This window comes from Paenibacillus sp. UNC451MF (assembly GCF_000686845.1).
Classification (GTDB): domain Bacteria; phylum Bacillota; class Bacilli; order Paenibacillales; family NBRC-103111; genus Paenibacillus_S.
This window is the reverse complement of the sequence record NZ_JMLS01000013.1, coordinates 155,755-168,826: the sequence shown is the minus strand read 5'-3', so window position 1 is coordinate 168,826 and position 13,072 is coordinate 155,755. Positions and strand designations below refer to the sequence as shown.

The window sequence follows — 13,072 nt, the reverse complement described above, 5'->3', positions numbered from 1 at the left end:
AATGTCAAAAGTTTTTATAGTTAATATAGTAATCATATATACATATATATCTGCCACTCCCATTAGAACATGGCTTCGAACTCCTTCCTGGTTTGTGATTTTAATCCACTTGAATAAGAGTAACATTGCTAATCTGCCTATTTACTGTCCTTTCATGCTTATTTTTAATAAACTGTTACGAAGATAATAAAGTAATACAATGTAAATTAACGATATATAATGTGATTTAATCAACAGTAAAATAAAAAAACCAATGCATGGAAGGTGAAAAGTATGTATGATGATTACAATGAAATCTTAACTGTTCCAGAATTAGCGGAACTCCTAAAAATCGGTATGAATTCCGCATACGACTTGATTAATTCCGGAGAAATCGAGTCATTCAAGGTTAAGAATTCTCATCGTATACAGCGAAGTGCTGTCACGGACTATATTATTAGAAAGAGTACGAAGAAACACTGAGAGGATCGAATGTGATTAATACATGAACGATTACCCAAAATTATTTACAGATCACCATATCAAAAGTTTCTTCGACCGTTTGAATGGTATGGCCCCGCTAGATGGCGAGGTAATAATTCGAGAGATTCTTAAATTAGAAGAGCAATACCGGGATGAGTTAATTTCCAATGACAATATCGATAGGATAAAGAAACAAGTCGAAAACAGAGTCGGTTTATTCCGAAAAAGTTTGGGATCGTACGTGCAGGCCAGAGAAAAATTAACCCGTGGGGATTATTCAGAGAGCGACTACCTCGTAAGAATTGTATGCTCCGCTTATTCATTAAAAAAAGCTGCAGTTGATAAGCAGCCATTGGCAGACTTGGTTGCCCTGATTCAATTATTAAACAGCAAAGATGAATCCGATGTTGATTACGACTATTTGCAAGTCATTGAACTTACCGAAAAACCCACTATATACTCTTATCTTCGGCAAATACCGGATCTGCGGGCTGCAGTTTTCTTTATTCGATATAAATTGGGTGCTGCGAATGAAGCGCGAGATTACTTCGAATCGTACGAACACGTTCCCGGGATTGGCCCACATAGTTATATTTACCGAGCACTGTATTACTTTGCGCAAAATGAAATCGACCAAGCATACGCCGATTTGAATTATATTAGAGCTTATACGGAAGGTTCTCAATGGATAGAAGAAACCATTCGCATAGGAATTGCCCATAAAGTATTAACTCCTGAAGTCGCTCAGGAAATAAAGTTATGGGCCGGCAAGAAGGAGTGATCATTATTTACGGTTTTAAGATATTCGATGTTGATCAAATCAAAGAACTAATCGACCTGCTAGGTTTAACTGACTTTACAGCTGATAAAGAAATGGGGATGCTTAAAAACCCAACGATTAGCCAAATCGTTGACTTCGTTTATTACGAGTGTCTCCCATTTGTCCCATCTCAGGTGCTGGAAGCATTCATGCACCAAGACAAGTTGACATTCTTTCGAAAGAGCGCAACGGAACACCTGCACCTAACTATCCGGATGAGAATGGACTTCGAGAACAAGTTAGGTGCTGACGATAGCGTTAGTTTATATCATTTAATGAAGGATCAGGGACAGTACACGGATGAGGGGAAACACTATTTACAATTATCGGAAATAAACACATGTTATGGGGATAACTACTTCAAACCATCCAAAAAAACAGGTGATAAACGTTCAGATCCATTTCTGTTCCCTTCGTTCCAAGAGAACCTTTTTGCCCGAACGATCAAGTCCAGAACGGTCAATCCTTTGTATTCGCAGAAATCTGCTAACTACAAAAACGTTCATAATCTCGTTACGATATTAAACGAATCAGTAGCCGAAGGATTCAGCGGTACTGTTTCGCAATATCTGATTGAGTCAAATTATAACTTTAATCTGTTAAAGCATATCACAGCGTATGTAGGAGGCTCCCCAATCCAAAACATTGATTTCATTAAACTAATGGTTTTATTTGGATTGCTCCCCAATGTATTTTCCAGGAACGAGTATATAAAAGTCCTTCTAACGTATAACGAATCCTTTGCTCCCAACTTGTTTGAGTTTGCCAACCATTACTTTCAACAAGTTCAATATGAAAATAAAGGAACTGTTCAATCTAGCAGGGAAAAAAATAAAACCATTTGGCGGAACCAATACGATGTAAAAGCTATCTTAGGTGACCGCCTCTTGAAGGAATATAGCGAATATCGGCAGACCGAAGTCATCCGAGACATGACGAAAAGCCTTTATATGCTATCGCAATTTACATTTCCGCTCATGGAAATGTATACGTACTATTTATTAAAGCAGGTCTATCCTATAAACGTACCTTTCGATGACTTCTCTTTTCCCACTACTGACGATGACGATCAGCTTTCGTGGAAACAACAAGAAATTTTCGATTTATTCGCTCCGATCATATACAAGATTAAATTGAAGTCGTTACAGTTTAAGACTCAATTGCCTGTGTCTAAGAAACATGCCCAGTCGTGGATAAATACAGAAACTAGTATTGCCCACATTCCACTGTCCGAAGAATTTCGTAGCGAGCCCTTGCTCAATGGAATTTTCAATGCCAACATAATTTCCAAAAACCTTGTCGAACATTGCGAAAATGAAATTAATCCTGCCTTTCATAAGGTAATAAATTCGGATTCATTCTTACGCAGCTTAGATAAAGTTCGGAATGCAATGAAAAATTAAAAATCATACCTAAACCCAAGTCCAGTTTCGTGCTGACTTGGGTTTTTTATTGTTCCAGCCAAGAGGCTATTGTCATTTTAGGCACCAAAAAAATGGCGTGTAAATGGTTATTAATCGCAGACTCGTGAATCCAGTAGAATCAGAAATACCAAATGCGAAAAGGAGGGAATGCAGATGTCAGCACAAGGACAACAATCAACGGCATGATAAATAGGTAGTCTTGCTAGAATCTAACTCCTAACTCTTTGACAACCTTATAAAAATATTGATTTGGGATGTGATGTCATAGTGAGCCATCTAAGTTTAATACGTAAAAATTATTTCGACCTGTTTGCACGTTGGCGACTTGATCCCTCCTCTCTATGGGAATCGGATGCTATTGAAATCCTTACGGATTGCCTTCATGGAAGTCATCCTGAGTACCGATTTAGCCGGCAAGGGATCGAAATCGCAGTAGGTGAGGGTGACAACAGAAAGTTTCAATCGTTGACCGATACTCTTTTTCTACCCTGTGGGGAAATTCGTCAGCATCGATCCAGTGGGATAAGTCGCAAAATCCACATAATGGGCATTAGGAATATGGTTTTGTTGGAACCGGTCATTTTAAGTCCAGCAGAATTTTCATCCATGAAATGGATTCGTGAAAAATGGGGGTTCAAAGTATGGATATCCCCCATCATTTCGAATGCAGCACAATATATTCAGGACATTATTTACCGCATCAACGAGTTCGTCCCCTATGTTGACGAGTATTGTAGCCTAGGTTGGATTAAGGATTCGAACGGGCAAAGCAAATATATCACAGGTACTAATATTATTGGGGAACATAACGCAGATCATGTTGTTATCGATGATTCGCTCAAGGAGTTTCATTTAAAGACCACCGATATTTCGGAAAAAAATGCGTTTAAATTTGTTCTCAACACCATGCTTCCAATCGCGCCTATAGAAATAAGTAATACCGCCCTTTCTTTTATGCTTCTAAGTTTAATGACCTCTGTTTTTAAAGACTGGAGATATAAACCGGACTTTGTATATTATCTGTTTGGTGAAAGCGGCAGTCGCAAAACAAGCATATCTAAGTTATTTTTCAATATGTACGAGCAATACGCCGATGCCGTTCCAATCAATTTTAAAGCGACTGGACCAGCTATGGAACAAATGATGGTAAACATGCGCGATACAGTAACCCTGATCGATGATATTGCACCATCAATCAGTTCCGCTGAGAGGCATGAAACGGAGAAAAAGCTGGAAAACATCGTTAGGGCATATGGAGATTCTGTAGGTCGTCAAAAAATGGAGTCTAAAAACAAAACGGTACATATGAAGCCCGGTGGGTTAGCGGCGATAACGGCTGAGGATAATGTGTTTAAAAGCCTCTCCTCCTTGGCTAGATGTTTTATGATCCCAATCCGAAAAGAAGACATTAACCTTGAAAGACTAACTGCCGCTCAAGGAAACCGGACCTACTTTCCGACAGCGATAAGATTCTACTTACAAGCAATTACGGAAAATTTCGAAAAGCATGTAGATCACTTAAAGCAAGCATTTTTAAGCAGCAAAGATTTTTTTACTAATGCGCATCCTGATTCACACGGCCGTCTTATTACAACGGCATCATGGTTAGATGCTTCTTTTAACGCCTATATGAATTATGGATTACAGGTAGGATTCCTTACGCTGCACGATTTCGATCTTAGAATGGATGAGAACAGATCCATGCTTCTGCAATGGATACAAGATCAAAACCTGTATCTGAAGAGAAACAACGAAGTAGATATGTTTATCCATGCACTTGCCCAGCTCATAACCTCTAATCGAGCTCATATTCCAGAGATTACGGTTGAAGGAAGACAAAATAAAATTATAGACGCCCCCGGGATCAAATCACTGATAGGATACCGAGATTTTAGCAATCTCTATCTTCTTCCTGATTTGGCCTACAGTGAAGTGCGAAGCTTTTATGGCAGGCTAGGAATCGAATTTCCAGTATCCAAAAGATCGTTAATCGACCGCTTATTTATGCGCGGAATATTAAAGCCGGATAACAATAAGGACGGCACAAAAACGGTTCGTATTAAAGTGAATGGCCAGAGGGTAAGTGTTATTCGACTGGATCTAGATGCCTTTCGATGGTGGGATGAAGAAGAATAGTTTCCTTGCTTACTTGATAATTCACATTACCTTGGCATCTTGGCAAGTTAGCTAGAACGCAGACAGATCGAGACATTATCGTACCCAATATATCCGGGATAGTACCCCAATAAACCAGAAAAGAGGAAAGTATATGAGTCAAATTCACGTTTACAAGAAAAGCTCACCTTCTATTCACGAGCAAATCGTTGTAGCCTATACCTTCTATTGCAACGCGGCTGATCGTAAATCACTCGAACGGTTGCGCGATGAAGCCGAGGAAGGAAACCTTTGGGCAGCCGTCTGGTTAGCTGAATGTTACTTTCGGGGGATCACGAATGATCGTGAAGACGATATTAAAAAAGCAATGAAATGGCTAGATGAATGCGGGAATTTCCCTTTAGCCCAATTTAAATTAGCCGAGCGTTACTTGGAGGATGAACAAACTCAAAAAAAAGGGAAAAAGCTATTGAAAACGGCCGCGGAGGGCGGACTTGTAGATGCTCATTTTTCACTAGGAACGCATTATTCGTCCGGCAGAGTGTTCAAAAAAAATGTTAAAAAAGCAACGAAGCACTTCAAAATTGCAAGTGCAATGGGACATCCCGATGCAAACAAGCAGTTCTGGAACCTAGAAGAAAAGGCGGATTAACTGCTACCGTCTAACTAAATTGATCAAATATATATTATTCATCTGAAAGCACATTATATGAAAGAGGCGAAAGAAGGATTTGAAGAATACTATCACATTAGAAGAGATTGTTAAGGCTTGGTACCGCGAGATAATCGAATACTTTAATTATCCTATTGATTACGATGCTTTAGATCAGAAAGTACGACTCGCTTTTGCGAATAATCATCGTATATTCGAGTCTTCCTTAAAAGAGAGCAGCAAGATACTCATCCCCGAAGAAGATGCGGCAATGGAAAAAATTGATATCAAGATGGAGTTGGGATGGGTCTCTCGCGATCGTTACCACCTTGCGATGGACAGAGAAATATTAAGTAAACATAACCGCTGAAGGAAATGGGCAGGGTACCTGCCCATTTCCTTAAAGGTTATTTGTGACCATCAGGCTGAATCAATCAGTGAATTTTTCTTTATTTATAACACTACTAATAACGGAGGTATCGAAATGGAGAAAATCACCTTGTCGGTTAAAGATGCCGCTAAAATAACGGGTTTATCTACTACTACGATTTATAATATGTGTGCAGCCGGGCAACTGCCGCATACGAAGGCACGGAGTCGAATTTTACTGTATCGACCGACTCTTGAAAAATGGTTGGCTGGTGGCTTCTCGGAATTTAAACAGGCTTAATGTTTATTTTTAGACCCCATTCCCAATACTTGTTGAACTCCTCAAGCGGCAAGCGGATCGGACGCTTGCCACTTGTGTTATTAATCCATATATTACCGAAATTCCGAAATAACTATCAGCTCCATGATCTACCAAACATTGCTGCGCTAGGAGGAAAATCGAAGATGAATTACATTAATAAGCTCTTCGGTTGCCTGTAAATCCGAATTTGGCGAACGGCTTGCCGAATTTACCAAGGAACATATTTCACTGGCTAAGGAACTCACCTTTAACGGACGGTACATGACTACTAGAGAACAGGAAATCGTTATGACCCGCATTGAGACATTGCGGCAGGAGCGGGATGCCATCATTTCATTATTCGATGAAAACAGGAGTGAAGCATAATGGCAAACTATCGTCAACGCGGCAGTAACTCATGGGAACTTACCATCAGCCTTGGACGCGGTGTGGACGGCAAATACACCCGGCGCACAAAAACAGTCGTGGTAGAAGACGAGCGCATCTTACGAGCGCCCAAGCGTCTAGAAATGCACTTGGAACAAGAATGGCTTAAATTCAAAGAAGAAGTCGAAGCGGGGAGCTACATAGCACCCGCAAAGCTAACATTTAGCCAATTTGTGGAGTTATGGAAAGAGAAATATGCGGACAAGCAGCTTGAACGAAAGACCCTCTACACATATATGGTGAATCTGAATACTCACATATTGCCTGCATTCGGAAATTTGCAACTCGATCATATAAAGCCATTGCACATTGTAGATTTTCTCGACTCGTTAGGGAAAGAGGGAAGCCGCAAAGACAATAAGGTCGGCATTTTATCGTCTGGAACAATCCAAATGAATCACAGGATATTAAAAAACATCTTCTCTCGCGCGGTTGAGTGGAAAGTTATAAAAGAAAATCCAGCAGCGGAAGTGAAAAAGCCAAAAGTAACATATAAGGAGATTATCCCGTACGATGAAGAAGAGATAAAAGCCATGTTACAAGCCCTTCAGAAAGAGCCACTCCATTGGCGAATGATGATAACGCTGGCTTTAACCACAGGGATGCGGCGCGGTGAATTGCTTGGGCTAGAGTGGAAGCATATCGACTGGAAGAATGGCGTTATCGATGTACAGCAAAGCATTGCTATTTCTTTGAAAGGCGAAGTCATCGTGAAGGAACCTAAGACAAAAAACTCCAAACGAAAAATTGCGCTCCCCCGCCCAGTACTGGAGGATTTGCGAGATTATTACGCTTACCGGGTTAAGGAGCGGAATAAAATTGGTGACGCGTGGCAGGGCGGTGAATACTTTTTTGTATTCGCCCATGAGGACGGTTTAGCTTTTCACCACGAAAGCCCTTACCAGTGGTTTCGGCAATTCGTAAAGAAAAACGATTTCCGGTATACGCGTTTCCACGACCTTCGCCATGCATCGGCAACGCAGCTGATTAATCAAGGAGTTCATGCAAAAGTTATTTCTGAGCGGCTTGGACACGGCAGCATCACAACCACAATGAACATATACGGACATGCCCTCCGTTCCGCCGATCAAGCCGCAGCCGATAAGTTCGAAAATCTGTTCCCAATAGATGCGAAGCAAGCAGATAAAAAGACGTTGGGGTAATGTTTCTCCCAGCGTCTTTTTCCTTGCTTTTATGCTATGTTATTCTGCTTTTACACGTAACTTTGCGGCAGATTTACGGCAACTCTTCGAAAGTGCCTCTGTTTCACCAATTCCACAAACACTGTATCAGTCTATGAACGCTTATGTATCAATGGATTTTAGTATCTATCCCAACCCTTACAAGCAATACGACATTTTTGATACGTATCGAGACAAGAAAAGGAATATAATGTCGTCCAACTAATCATTTACAAATAGTTCCTCCTCAAATTCCTGTAGCAAACTCTCCGTGACATCAATATTGTGGTTATTTTCTAGGCATGTCCTAATAATTGTATCTCGAAAACTGTTTACATTATCTAGGTAAGCATACCCAGCTCTCCACAATAAATCATCAGTTTCTTCTGGATTAAAACCCAATCCAAATGCTAACTGAATTACTTTATTTCGTGATGGTTTTCTTTCCCCACGTAAAATTGCATAGTATGTATTCTTATTTAAATTTGATTTTTTGAGTATTTCAGCACCTGAAATATCTCGTTTAGCTATTTCTTTCTGAAGAAAGCGATGAAATGCAATTGATTCAATTCGACCTCGTTTCCCACTTAACCATGACTTTAGATCATCTATACCTAATCGTTTTGTAGTAGAATTTGAGTCAATGCCCCTTCTTTCCATCCAACTTCCTCCAACGAGTTTACATTTAGTAAACCAATCTATATCATTCTCAGTTTATATTAATATTAAGGGTTGATAAAGAGGAGCAGTGAATAAATGGTAAATAAAATAACTACCGAAACGGTAAAAAGACTTTTTGATATTCAGGATTGGATGGAACTCGCTACAAAGACTAAAGTCAAGCAATATCTTGCTTCATATCCTTTTTTAGAAAAAAAAATTAATGAGGAGATTATCAGTAATATTCCTGCGTTTACCGCAACGTTTAAAGAAATTATTTCAGAACTTAATGAACGGAGGAAAGCGAAGAACAAAAAGAGTGTCGATATAATAGATTCTCTAAATCGTTTGCAAACTGCTCTTTCGAAGGAAGTTTTAACATTGGAAGAACGAAAATCTGTCATTGAACAAATAAATCATATTACAAACAAAATTGAAGAAAGTGAGAAGAAGAAAGAGGACCGAAAAAGAAAGATAATTAAAGGAGTTACAATTGCAGGGACTGCTCTAGGATTAATGGCCACCCAATTGATCAAAGGAAGTAAACACAAATAAACGTGCCCTAACGAGGAGGATTCTATCCTTATGAATAATAGCGTGGATCTACTAAATATTAATAAATCATTGAATAAAATCTCTGTGAAGGATAGCAATTTACTTACTGAATCTAAAGTAAGTAGCAACACCAGATATGATCAAAAGGTCGAAAAATTTATACGAGCTTTGAATGGAGTTCCTTCATTTATGGAAATAAAAAAAGAAATAAGTGCAAATGAACTCTATAAAATCATTATCCCTCCTGACATACTTACAAAAATTACAGACGGAACAGCAAAACTTAAATCAGATGACCTTGGACGGTTGTTACCTTCTGTAACGGATAGTAAGGGAAAAATTCTTTGTCAAATAAGATTAGAAGAGATACAACCAGAGCAATATTGCGATATGAGTAAGGTTGCTATCCAATCTTCTCTTTCAAATATACTTAATGAGCTTGAAGCGATACGTGAAAATGTACTAGACATCCTTGACGGCCAACGTACAGATCGTTTAGGGATAATTAAAGGAGCTGAGGACACGTATAATCAAGCTATATTAGCAGAAAACAAAGAAAACAGAAAAGCATTATTACAAATGACGGTGAGTAGATTAAATGAGGGAAGGAGACAATTAATGCTTTCTCTTGAAAGTAAACTCCGTCTTGTTGAAGACTTACCGGATACTAGCCTTAAAATATATTGGGAAGCATTAATTCAGAAGAACAGAACCACAAAGAATAATTCGTTATATAAGGAAATACAAGAAATTATTGAGGCGATTGTTAGTTCAACGTATTATCTGTCATTATCTTACGAAGAGCTGGAAGAGTATCGATCTCTTAAAAAATCATTTGAACCTTTTCAAACGAACCTACTTCGCTACGCTGCTATATGTAATAAATTATCTGAATACATTCCTTATAGGGCTGATCTTCCTACTGATAGAATATGGTACAAGAATCCAGATAAAGCACTAGCAATAATGAAAGAAAAAATTGACGAGATCGAATTTCAGAATAAAAAAACATTGGCATTAAATATTAAAGGACATTCACTTCTATCTCAAGGAGTTTTTATCAATGAATAGATGTTCAAAATGTGGAAGACCACTTGAAAAAGGATTAACAGGTAAATGTAGTTACTGTAAAACTAAAGTGGGAAATGATTCTGGAAAGATTGGAGCAATAATAGTGGCTGCAGCCCCTATTATTTATAAAATAGTTAAAATGGTATTAAAGAACCGCAAAAAATAAGTTTTAAATATTGGGGGATTTTGTCATAAGACACCAACCAAGCCGTTGCCGATAAGTTGAGTCTGTTCACATTTGATGCCAAGCAAGCAGACAAAAAGACGTTGGAATAATCCTCATCCCAGCGTCTTTTCCTTTTCTTTATGCTCTGTTATTACACCAATGCCTGCAGTTTTACGGCAATTTTACGGCAACCCATCAAAAACGCCTCTGTTATACTAGCTCCGAACACACTGTATCAACCAATTAACCCTTATATATCAATGAGTTTTAGCATCTGTATCAGTCTTCAGAAGCAACGCGACGTTTTCAACGTGTGTCGTATGCGGAAACATATCCACCGGCTGAACCTCGACGGTGGAATAGCCGCCCGCCGCGAGCACCTGCAAGTCCCTCGCCAGAGTCGAGGGATTGCACGACACGTACACCACTCGAGATGGACGCATCTCGAGGATCGTGTCGAGCAGCGCGGCGTCGCAGCCTTTGCGCGGCGGGTCAACCACGATGACGTCGGGGGCGATGCCCTGCCTACGCCATTCGGGGATGACCACCTCGGCCGCGCCGGTCTCGAACTGAACGTTGCGGATGCCGTTCAGTTGGGCATTGCGCCGAGCATCGTCGATCGCTTCGCCGACGATCTCGACGCCGTACACTTGGCGCGCGCGCTGCGCCAAGAACAGCGAGATCGTGCCGATTCCGCAGTAGGCATCGATCACGGTCTCTTCGCCGCTCAAGCCGGCGAAGTCCAGTGCCTTCCCGTACAGCACCTCAGTCTGTACGGGGTTCACTTGATAGAACGATCGTGCGGAGATCGCGAATCGGATGTCTCCGATGGTATCGTAGATCACATCGTCGCCCCAGAGCACTTTCGTCTTGTCGCCGAAGATGACGTTGGTCCGCTCTTTGTTGATGTTCTGGCAGATGCTTTTGATGCCAGGGATTGCTTGGCGAAGCAGGCCGACAAGCTCGTCCACGTGCGGCAGGCTCTCGCCGTTCGTGATGAGGACGACCATAATGTCGCCCGTATTGAAGCCATAACGCGCCACGACGTGGCGCAGCAAGCCTTTGTGGTTCTCCTCATTATAAGCTCGGATGCCGAGCTCACGGGCGATGCGTTTGACCTCGGCTACGACGAGGTCATTGTTCTCCTGCTGAATGAGGCACGCATCCATATCGATGATCCGGTGGCTGCCTTGGGCGTAGAAGCCCCCGACCAGGCCACCCTCTCTGTCGGCGGAAGCCGCCTCGAAGCCGATAGGCACCTGCGCCTTGTTGCGGTAACGCCAAGGTTCAGCCATGCCCAGCGTCGGATGAACGAGGATTCCCTTATCCTCGGTGTCTTCGTTATCCACCCACCCATTCTCTACGCTCTGCTCCTTGAACATGTCGTCACTTCCAGCAACCTTCAGCTTGCCAATCCGCTCCAGGTTGTCCACCACCAGCTGCCGCTTGAAGCGGAGCTGCGCCTCGTAGCTCAGATGCTGCAGCTGACAGCCGCCGCATTGGCTGTAGATCGGACAGGGTGCTTCGATACGGTCTGGGCTTGGCTTCAAGATGCGCAGCAGCTTGGCGTAGCCGTACTGCTTCTTCAGCTTCATCACCTTGACGAGCACCCGCTCGCCCGGCAGCGCTCCCTTAATAAAAAGGGTAAAGCCGTTCACACGGCCTACCCCTTCTCCCTCGTGCCCGATGCCGACAATATCGGCTTCATATTCTTCATTCTTCACCACAGGCAGGCCGCTCAGATCTGGTGCAGGACTAACCGCTCTTCTCCCTGAAGTACGATAACCACCTTGTTCCCTCGCTCCGCCCTGCTGACGTCCCTTACCTTGCGGCCTTCTACTTCCGTTATTGCTCTTCGTGCTCATTTCCGTCCACTCCAGATTTCATTTTCCATGGCAGCTTGATTTGCTGCAAAGGATTTGTTTTATATACCGATTGACCGCTTTCGTCTACGAAGATGTGCAGGTGAGACGGCAAGTTCGTGAAGATACACGGCAGGGTGCCGCCGAATTCGCCATCCAGATTGATCTGCACATAGTCTGGAGAGGTCACTTGAATGCTGCGTGTTTGAAGATAAATAATATTCGGGTCGCCCAAGTGCTCGCCTCGGAGCGCCAACGTTACAACGCGGATGAATTCCGCGAGGTTACACTTCTTCAGGATCAGGACATCGAACAGTCCGTCGTTAAGGGAAGCGTCCGGCGCTAAGCGCTCGAAGCCTCCAACGGAATTACTGTTCGAAATGAGGAACAGCATGACTTCCTCATGGAACTCCGTTTCATCCGTCCGAATGTACAGCTCGATTGGGCGAAGCCGCGGAAGCTTCTCCAGCCCTTTCATATAGTAGGCCAGCTGGCCGATCATCGTCTTCAGCTTGCTCGGTACCTCATAGGTCAGCTCTGTCATAGAGCCTCCGCCGGCAATGTTGATGAAGTAGCGCTGATTCATTTTGCCGACGTCGATGACCTTCGTATGCTGCTGGAGAATGACATCGACTGCACCTTCCCAGCTGCGCGGAATATTAAGCGCCCGGGCAAAGTCGTTCGTCGTCCCTAGCGGTAAAATACCGAGAGGAGGGCGATACTGCTTTTCCGCCATACCGTTGATTACTTCGTACAGTGTGCCATCGCCGCCTGCCGCAATGATGACGTCAAAGCCGCGTTCGATAGCGTCTGCCGCTGCCAATGTAGCGTCTCCCTCGCCTATCGTGGCGTGTGTGGACGTCTCCAAGCCGCCGCGTTCCAGCCGCTGTAAGATCTCAGGCAGCCGCCTTCTCATTTCTTCCCTACCGGAAGTTGGATTATATATCAGTCTTGCACGTTTGGTCATTCCTATATTCACCCGTTCGC

At 42.4% G+C, this 13,072-nt stretch carries 14 protein-coding genes; 11 read left to right on the top strand and 3 right to left on the bottom strand.

What is annotated here, in order from left to right:
• Positions 1 to 273: 273 nt before the first annotated feature.
• From BP97_RS0115970 to BP97_RS0115935, 8 genes are all read left to right on the top strand, one after another.
• Entirely contained in the window at positions 274 to 462 is a 189-nt protein-coding gene (locus BP97_RS0115970) for a helix-turn-helix domain-containing protein (RefSeq protein ID WP_028549996.1), read from the top strand.
• A gap of 22 nt (positions 463 to 484) precedes the next feature.
• Positions 485 to 1,243, top strand: coding sequence for a hypothetical protein (locus BP97_RS0115965; RefSeq protein WP_028549995.1), 759 nt, complete (start codon positions 485 to 487; stop codon positions 1,241 to 1,243).
• On the top strand, positions 1,222 to 2,685 hold the full coding sequence (locus BP97_RS0115960; protein ID WP_028549994.1) for a hypothetical protein: 1,464 nt from the start codon (positions 1,222 to 1,224) through the stop codon (positions 2,683 to 2,685). The genes BP97_RS0115965 and BP97_RS0115960 overlap by 22 nt, the downstream gene beginning before the upstream one ends.
• A gap of 288 nt (positions 2,686 to 2,973) precedes the next feature.
• Positions 2,974 to 4,842, top strand: a complete 1,869-nt coding sequence (locus tag BP97_RS0115955) for a hypothetical protein (RefSeq protein ID WP_156043231.1) — start codon at positions 2,974 to 2,976, stop codon at positions 4,840 to 4,842.
• A 133-nt stretch (positions 4,843 to 4,975) separates the two neighbouring features.
• Positions 4,976 to 5,473, top strand: a complete 498-nt coding sequence (locus tag BP97_RS0115950; protein WP_028549992.1) for a tetratricopeptide repeat protein — start codon at positions 4,976 to 4,978, stop codon at positions 5,471 to 5,473.
• A gap of 79 nt (positions 5,474 to 5,552) precedes the next feature.
• Positions 5,553 to 5,843, top strand: coding sequence for a hypothetical protein (locus BP97_RS0115945; RefSeq protein WP_028549991.1), 291 nt, complete (start codon positions 5,553 to 5,555; stop codon positions 5,841 to 5,843).
• A gap of 114 nt (positions 5,844 to 5,957) precedes the next feature.
• Positions 5,958 to 6,143: a helix-turn-helix domain-containing protein gene (locus tag BP97_RS0115940; protein WP_028549990.1), complete on the top strand. Its 186-nt coding sequence runs from the start codon at positions 5,958 to 5,960 to the stop codon at positions 6,141 to 6,143.
• Between the two features lie 386 nt (positions 6,144 to 6,529).
• A complete protein-coding gene (locus tag BP97_RS0115935) occupies positions 6,530 to 7,753 on the top strand; it encodes a site-specific integrase (RefSeq protein ID WP_028549989.1) in 1,224 nt (407 codons plus the stop codon).
• Positions 7,754 to 7,993: 240 nt separating this feature from the next.
• Here the strand turns inward: BP97_RS0115935 and BP97_RS0115930 are convergent, their stop codons facing one another.
• Positions 7,994 to 8,431 carry a helix-turn-helix domain-containing protein gene (locus BP97_RS0115930; RefSeq protein ID WP_028549988.1) on the bottom strand — a complete coding sequence of 146 codons (438 nt, stop codon included), beginning with the start codon at positions 8,429 to 8,431 and terminating at the stop codon, positions 7,994 to 7,996.
• Positions 8,432 to 8,527: 96 nt separating this feature from the next.
• On the opposite strand from BP97_RS0115930, the gene BP97_RS0115925 reads away from it, so the two are divergent.
• Genes BP97_RS0115925 through BP97_RS40230 form a run of 3 tightly spaced genes read left to right on the top strand, consistent with a single transcriptional unit; the run spans position 8,528 to position 10,223 of the window.
• The gene (locus tag BP97_RS0115925) at positions 8,528 to 8,986 is read left to right on the top strand and encodes a hypothetical protein (protein WP_028549987.1); all 459 of its coding nucleotides are present in this window, start codon (positions 8,528 to 8,530) and stop codon (positions 8,984 to 8,986) included.
• Between the two features lie 30 nt (positions 8,987 to 9,016).
• Positions 9,017 to 10,057 carry a hypothetical protein gene (locus BP97_RS0115920; RefSeq protein WP_028549986.1) on the top strand — a complete coding sequence of 347 codons (1,041 nt, stop codon included), beginning with the start codon at positions 9,017 to 9,019 and terminating at the stop codon, positions 10,055 to 10,057.
• Positions 10,050 to 10,223: a hypothetical protein gene (locus BP97_RS40230; RefSeq protein WP_156043229.1), complete on the top strand. Its 174-nt coding sequence runs from the start codon at positions 10,050 to 10,052 to the stop codon at positions 10,221 to 10,223. Before BP97_RS0115920 ends, BP97_RS40230 begins: the two co-directional genes overlap by 8 nt.
• Before the next feature lie 257 nt (positions 10,224 to 10,480).
• Here BP97_RS40230 and rlmD read toward each other — a convergent pair whose 3' ends face one another.
• Both rlmD and BP97_RS36480 read right to left on the bottom strand, forming a co-directional pair.
• Entirely contained in the window at positions 10,481 to 12,088 is a 1,608-nt protein-coding gene (gene rlmD, locus BP97_RS0115910; RefSeq protein WP_081824214.1) for a 23S rRNA (uracil(1939)-C(5))-methyltransferase RlmD, read from the bottom strand.
• Positions 12,069 to 13,052, bottom strand: coding sequence for a diacylglycerol kinase (locus tag BP97_RS36480; protein WP_036745975.1), 984 nt, complete (start codon positions 13,050 to 13,052; stop codon positions 12,069 to 12,071). Before BP97_RS36480 ends, rlmD begins: the two co-directional genes overlap by 20 nt.
• Positions 13,053 to 13,072 lie beyond the last annotated feature (20 nt).

Coding starts and splice junctions, on each gene's coding strand:
- BP97_RS0115970 (WP_028549996.1), top strand. CDS start 274: ATGTATGATGATTACAATGAAATCTTAACTGTTCCAGAATTAGCGGAA.
- BP97_RS0115965 (WP_028549995.1), top strand. CDS start 485: ATGAACGATTACCCAAAATTATTTACAGATCACCATATCAAAAGTTTC.
- BP97_RS0115960 (WP_028549994.1), top strand. CDS start 1,222: ATGGGCCGGCAAGAAGGAGTGATCATTATTTACGGTTTTAAGATATTC.
- BP97_RS0115950 (WP_028549992.1), top strand. CDS start 4,976: ATGAGTCAAATTCACGTTTACAAGAAAAGCTCACCTTCTATTCACGAG.
- BP97_RS0115940 (WP_028549990.1), top strand. CDS start 5,958: ATGGAGAAAATCACCTTGTCGGTTAAAGATGCCGCTAAAATAACGGGT.
- BP97_RS0115935 (WP_028549989.1), top strand. CDS start 6,530: ATGGCAAACTATCGTCAACGCGGCAGTAACTCATGGGAACTTACCATC.
- BP97_RS0115930 (WP_028549988.1), bottom strand. CDS start 8,431: ATGGAAAGAAGGGGCATTGACTCAAATTCTACTACAAAACGATTAGGT.
- BP97_RS0115925 (WP_028549987.1), top strand. CDS start 8,528: ATGGTAAATAAAATAACTACCGAAACGGTAAAAAGACTTTTTGATATT.
- BP97_RS0115920 (WP_028549986.1), top strand. CDS start 9,017: ATGAATAATAGCGTGGATCTACTAAATATTAATAAATCATTGAATAAA.
- BP97_RS40230 (WP_156043229.1), top strand. CDS start 10,050: ATGAATAGATGTTCAAAATGTGGAAGACCACTTGAAAAAGGATTAACA.
- rlmD (WP_081824214.1), bottom strand. CDS start 12,088: ATGAGCACGAAGAGCAATAACGGAAGTAGAAGGCCGCAAGGTAAGGGA.
- BP97_RS36480 (WP_036745975.1), bottom strand. CDS start 13,052: ATGACCAAACGTGCAAGACTGATATATAATCCAACTTCCGGTAGGGAA.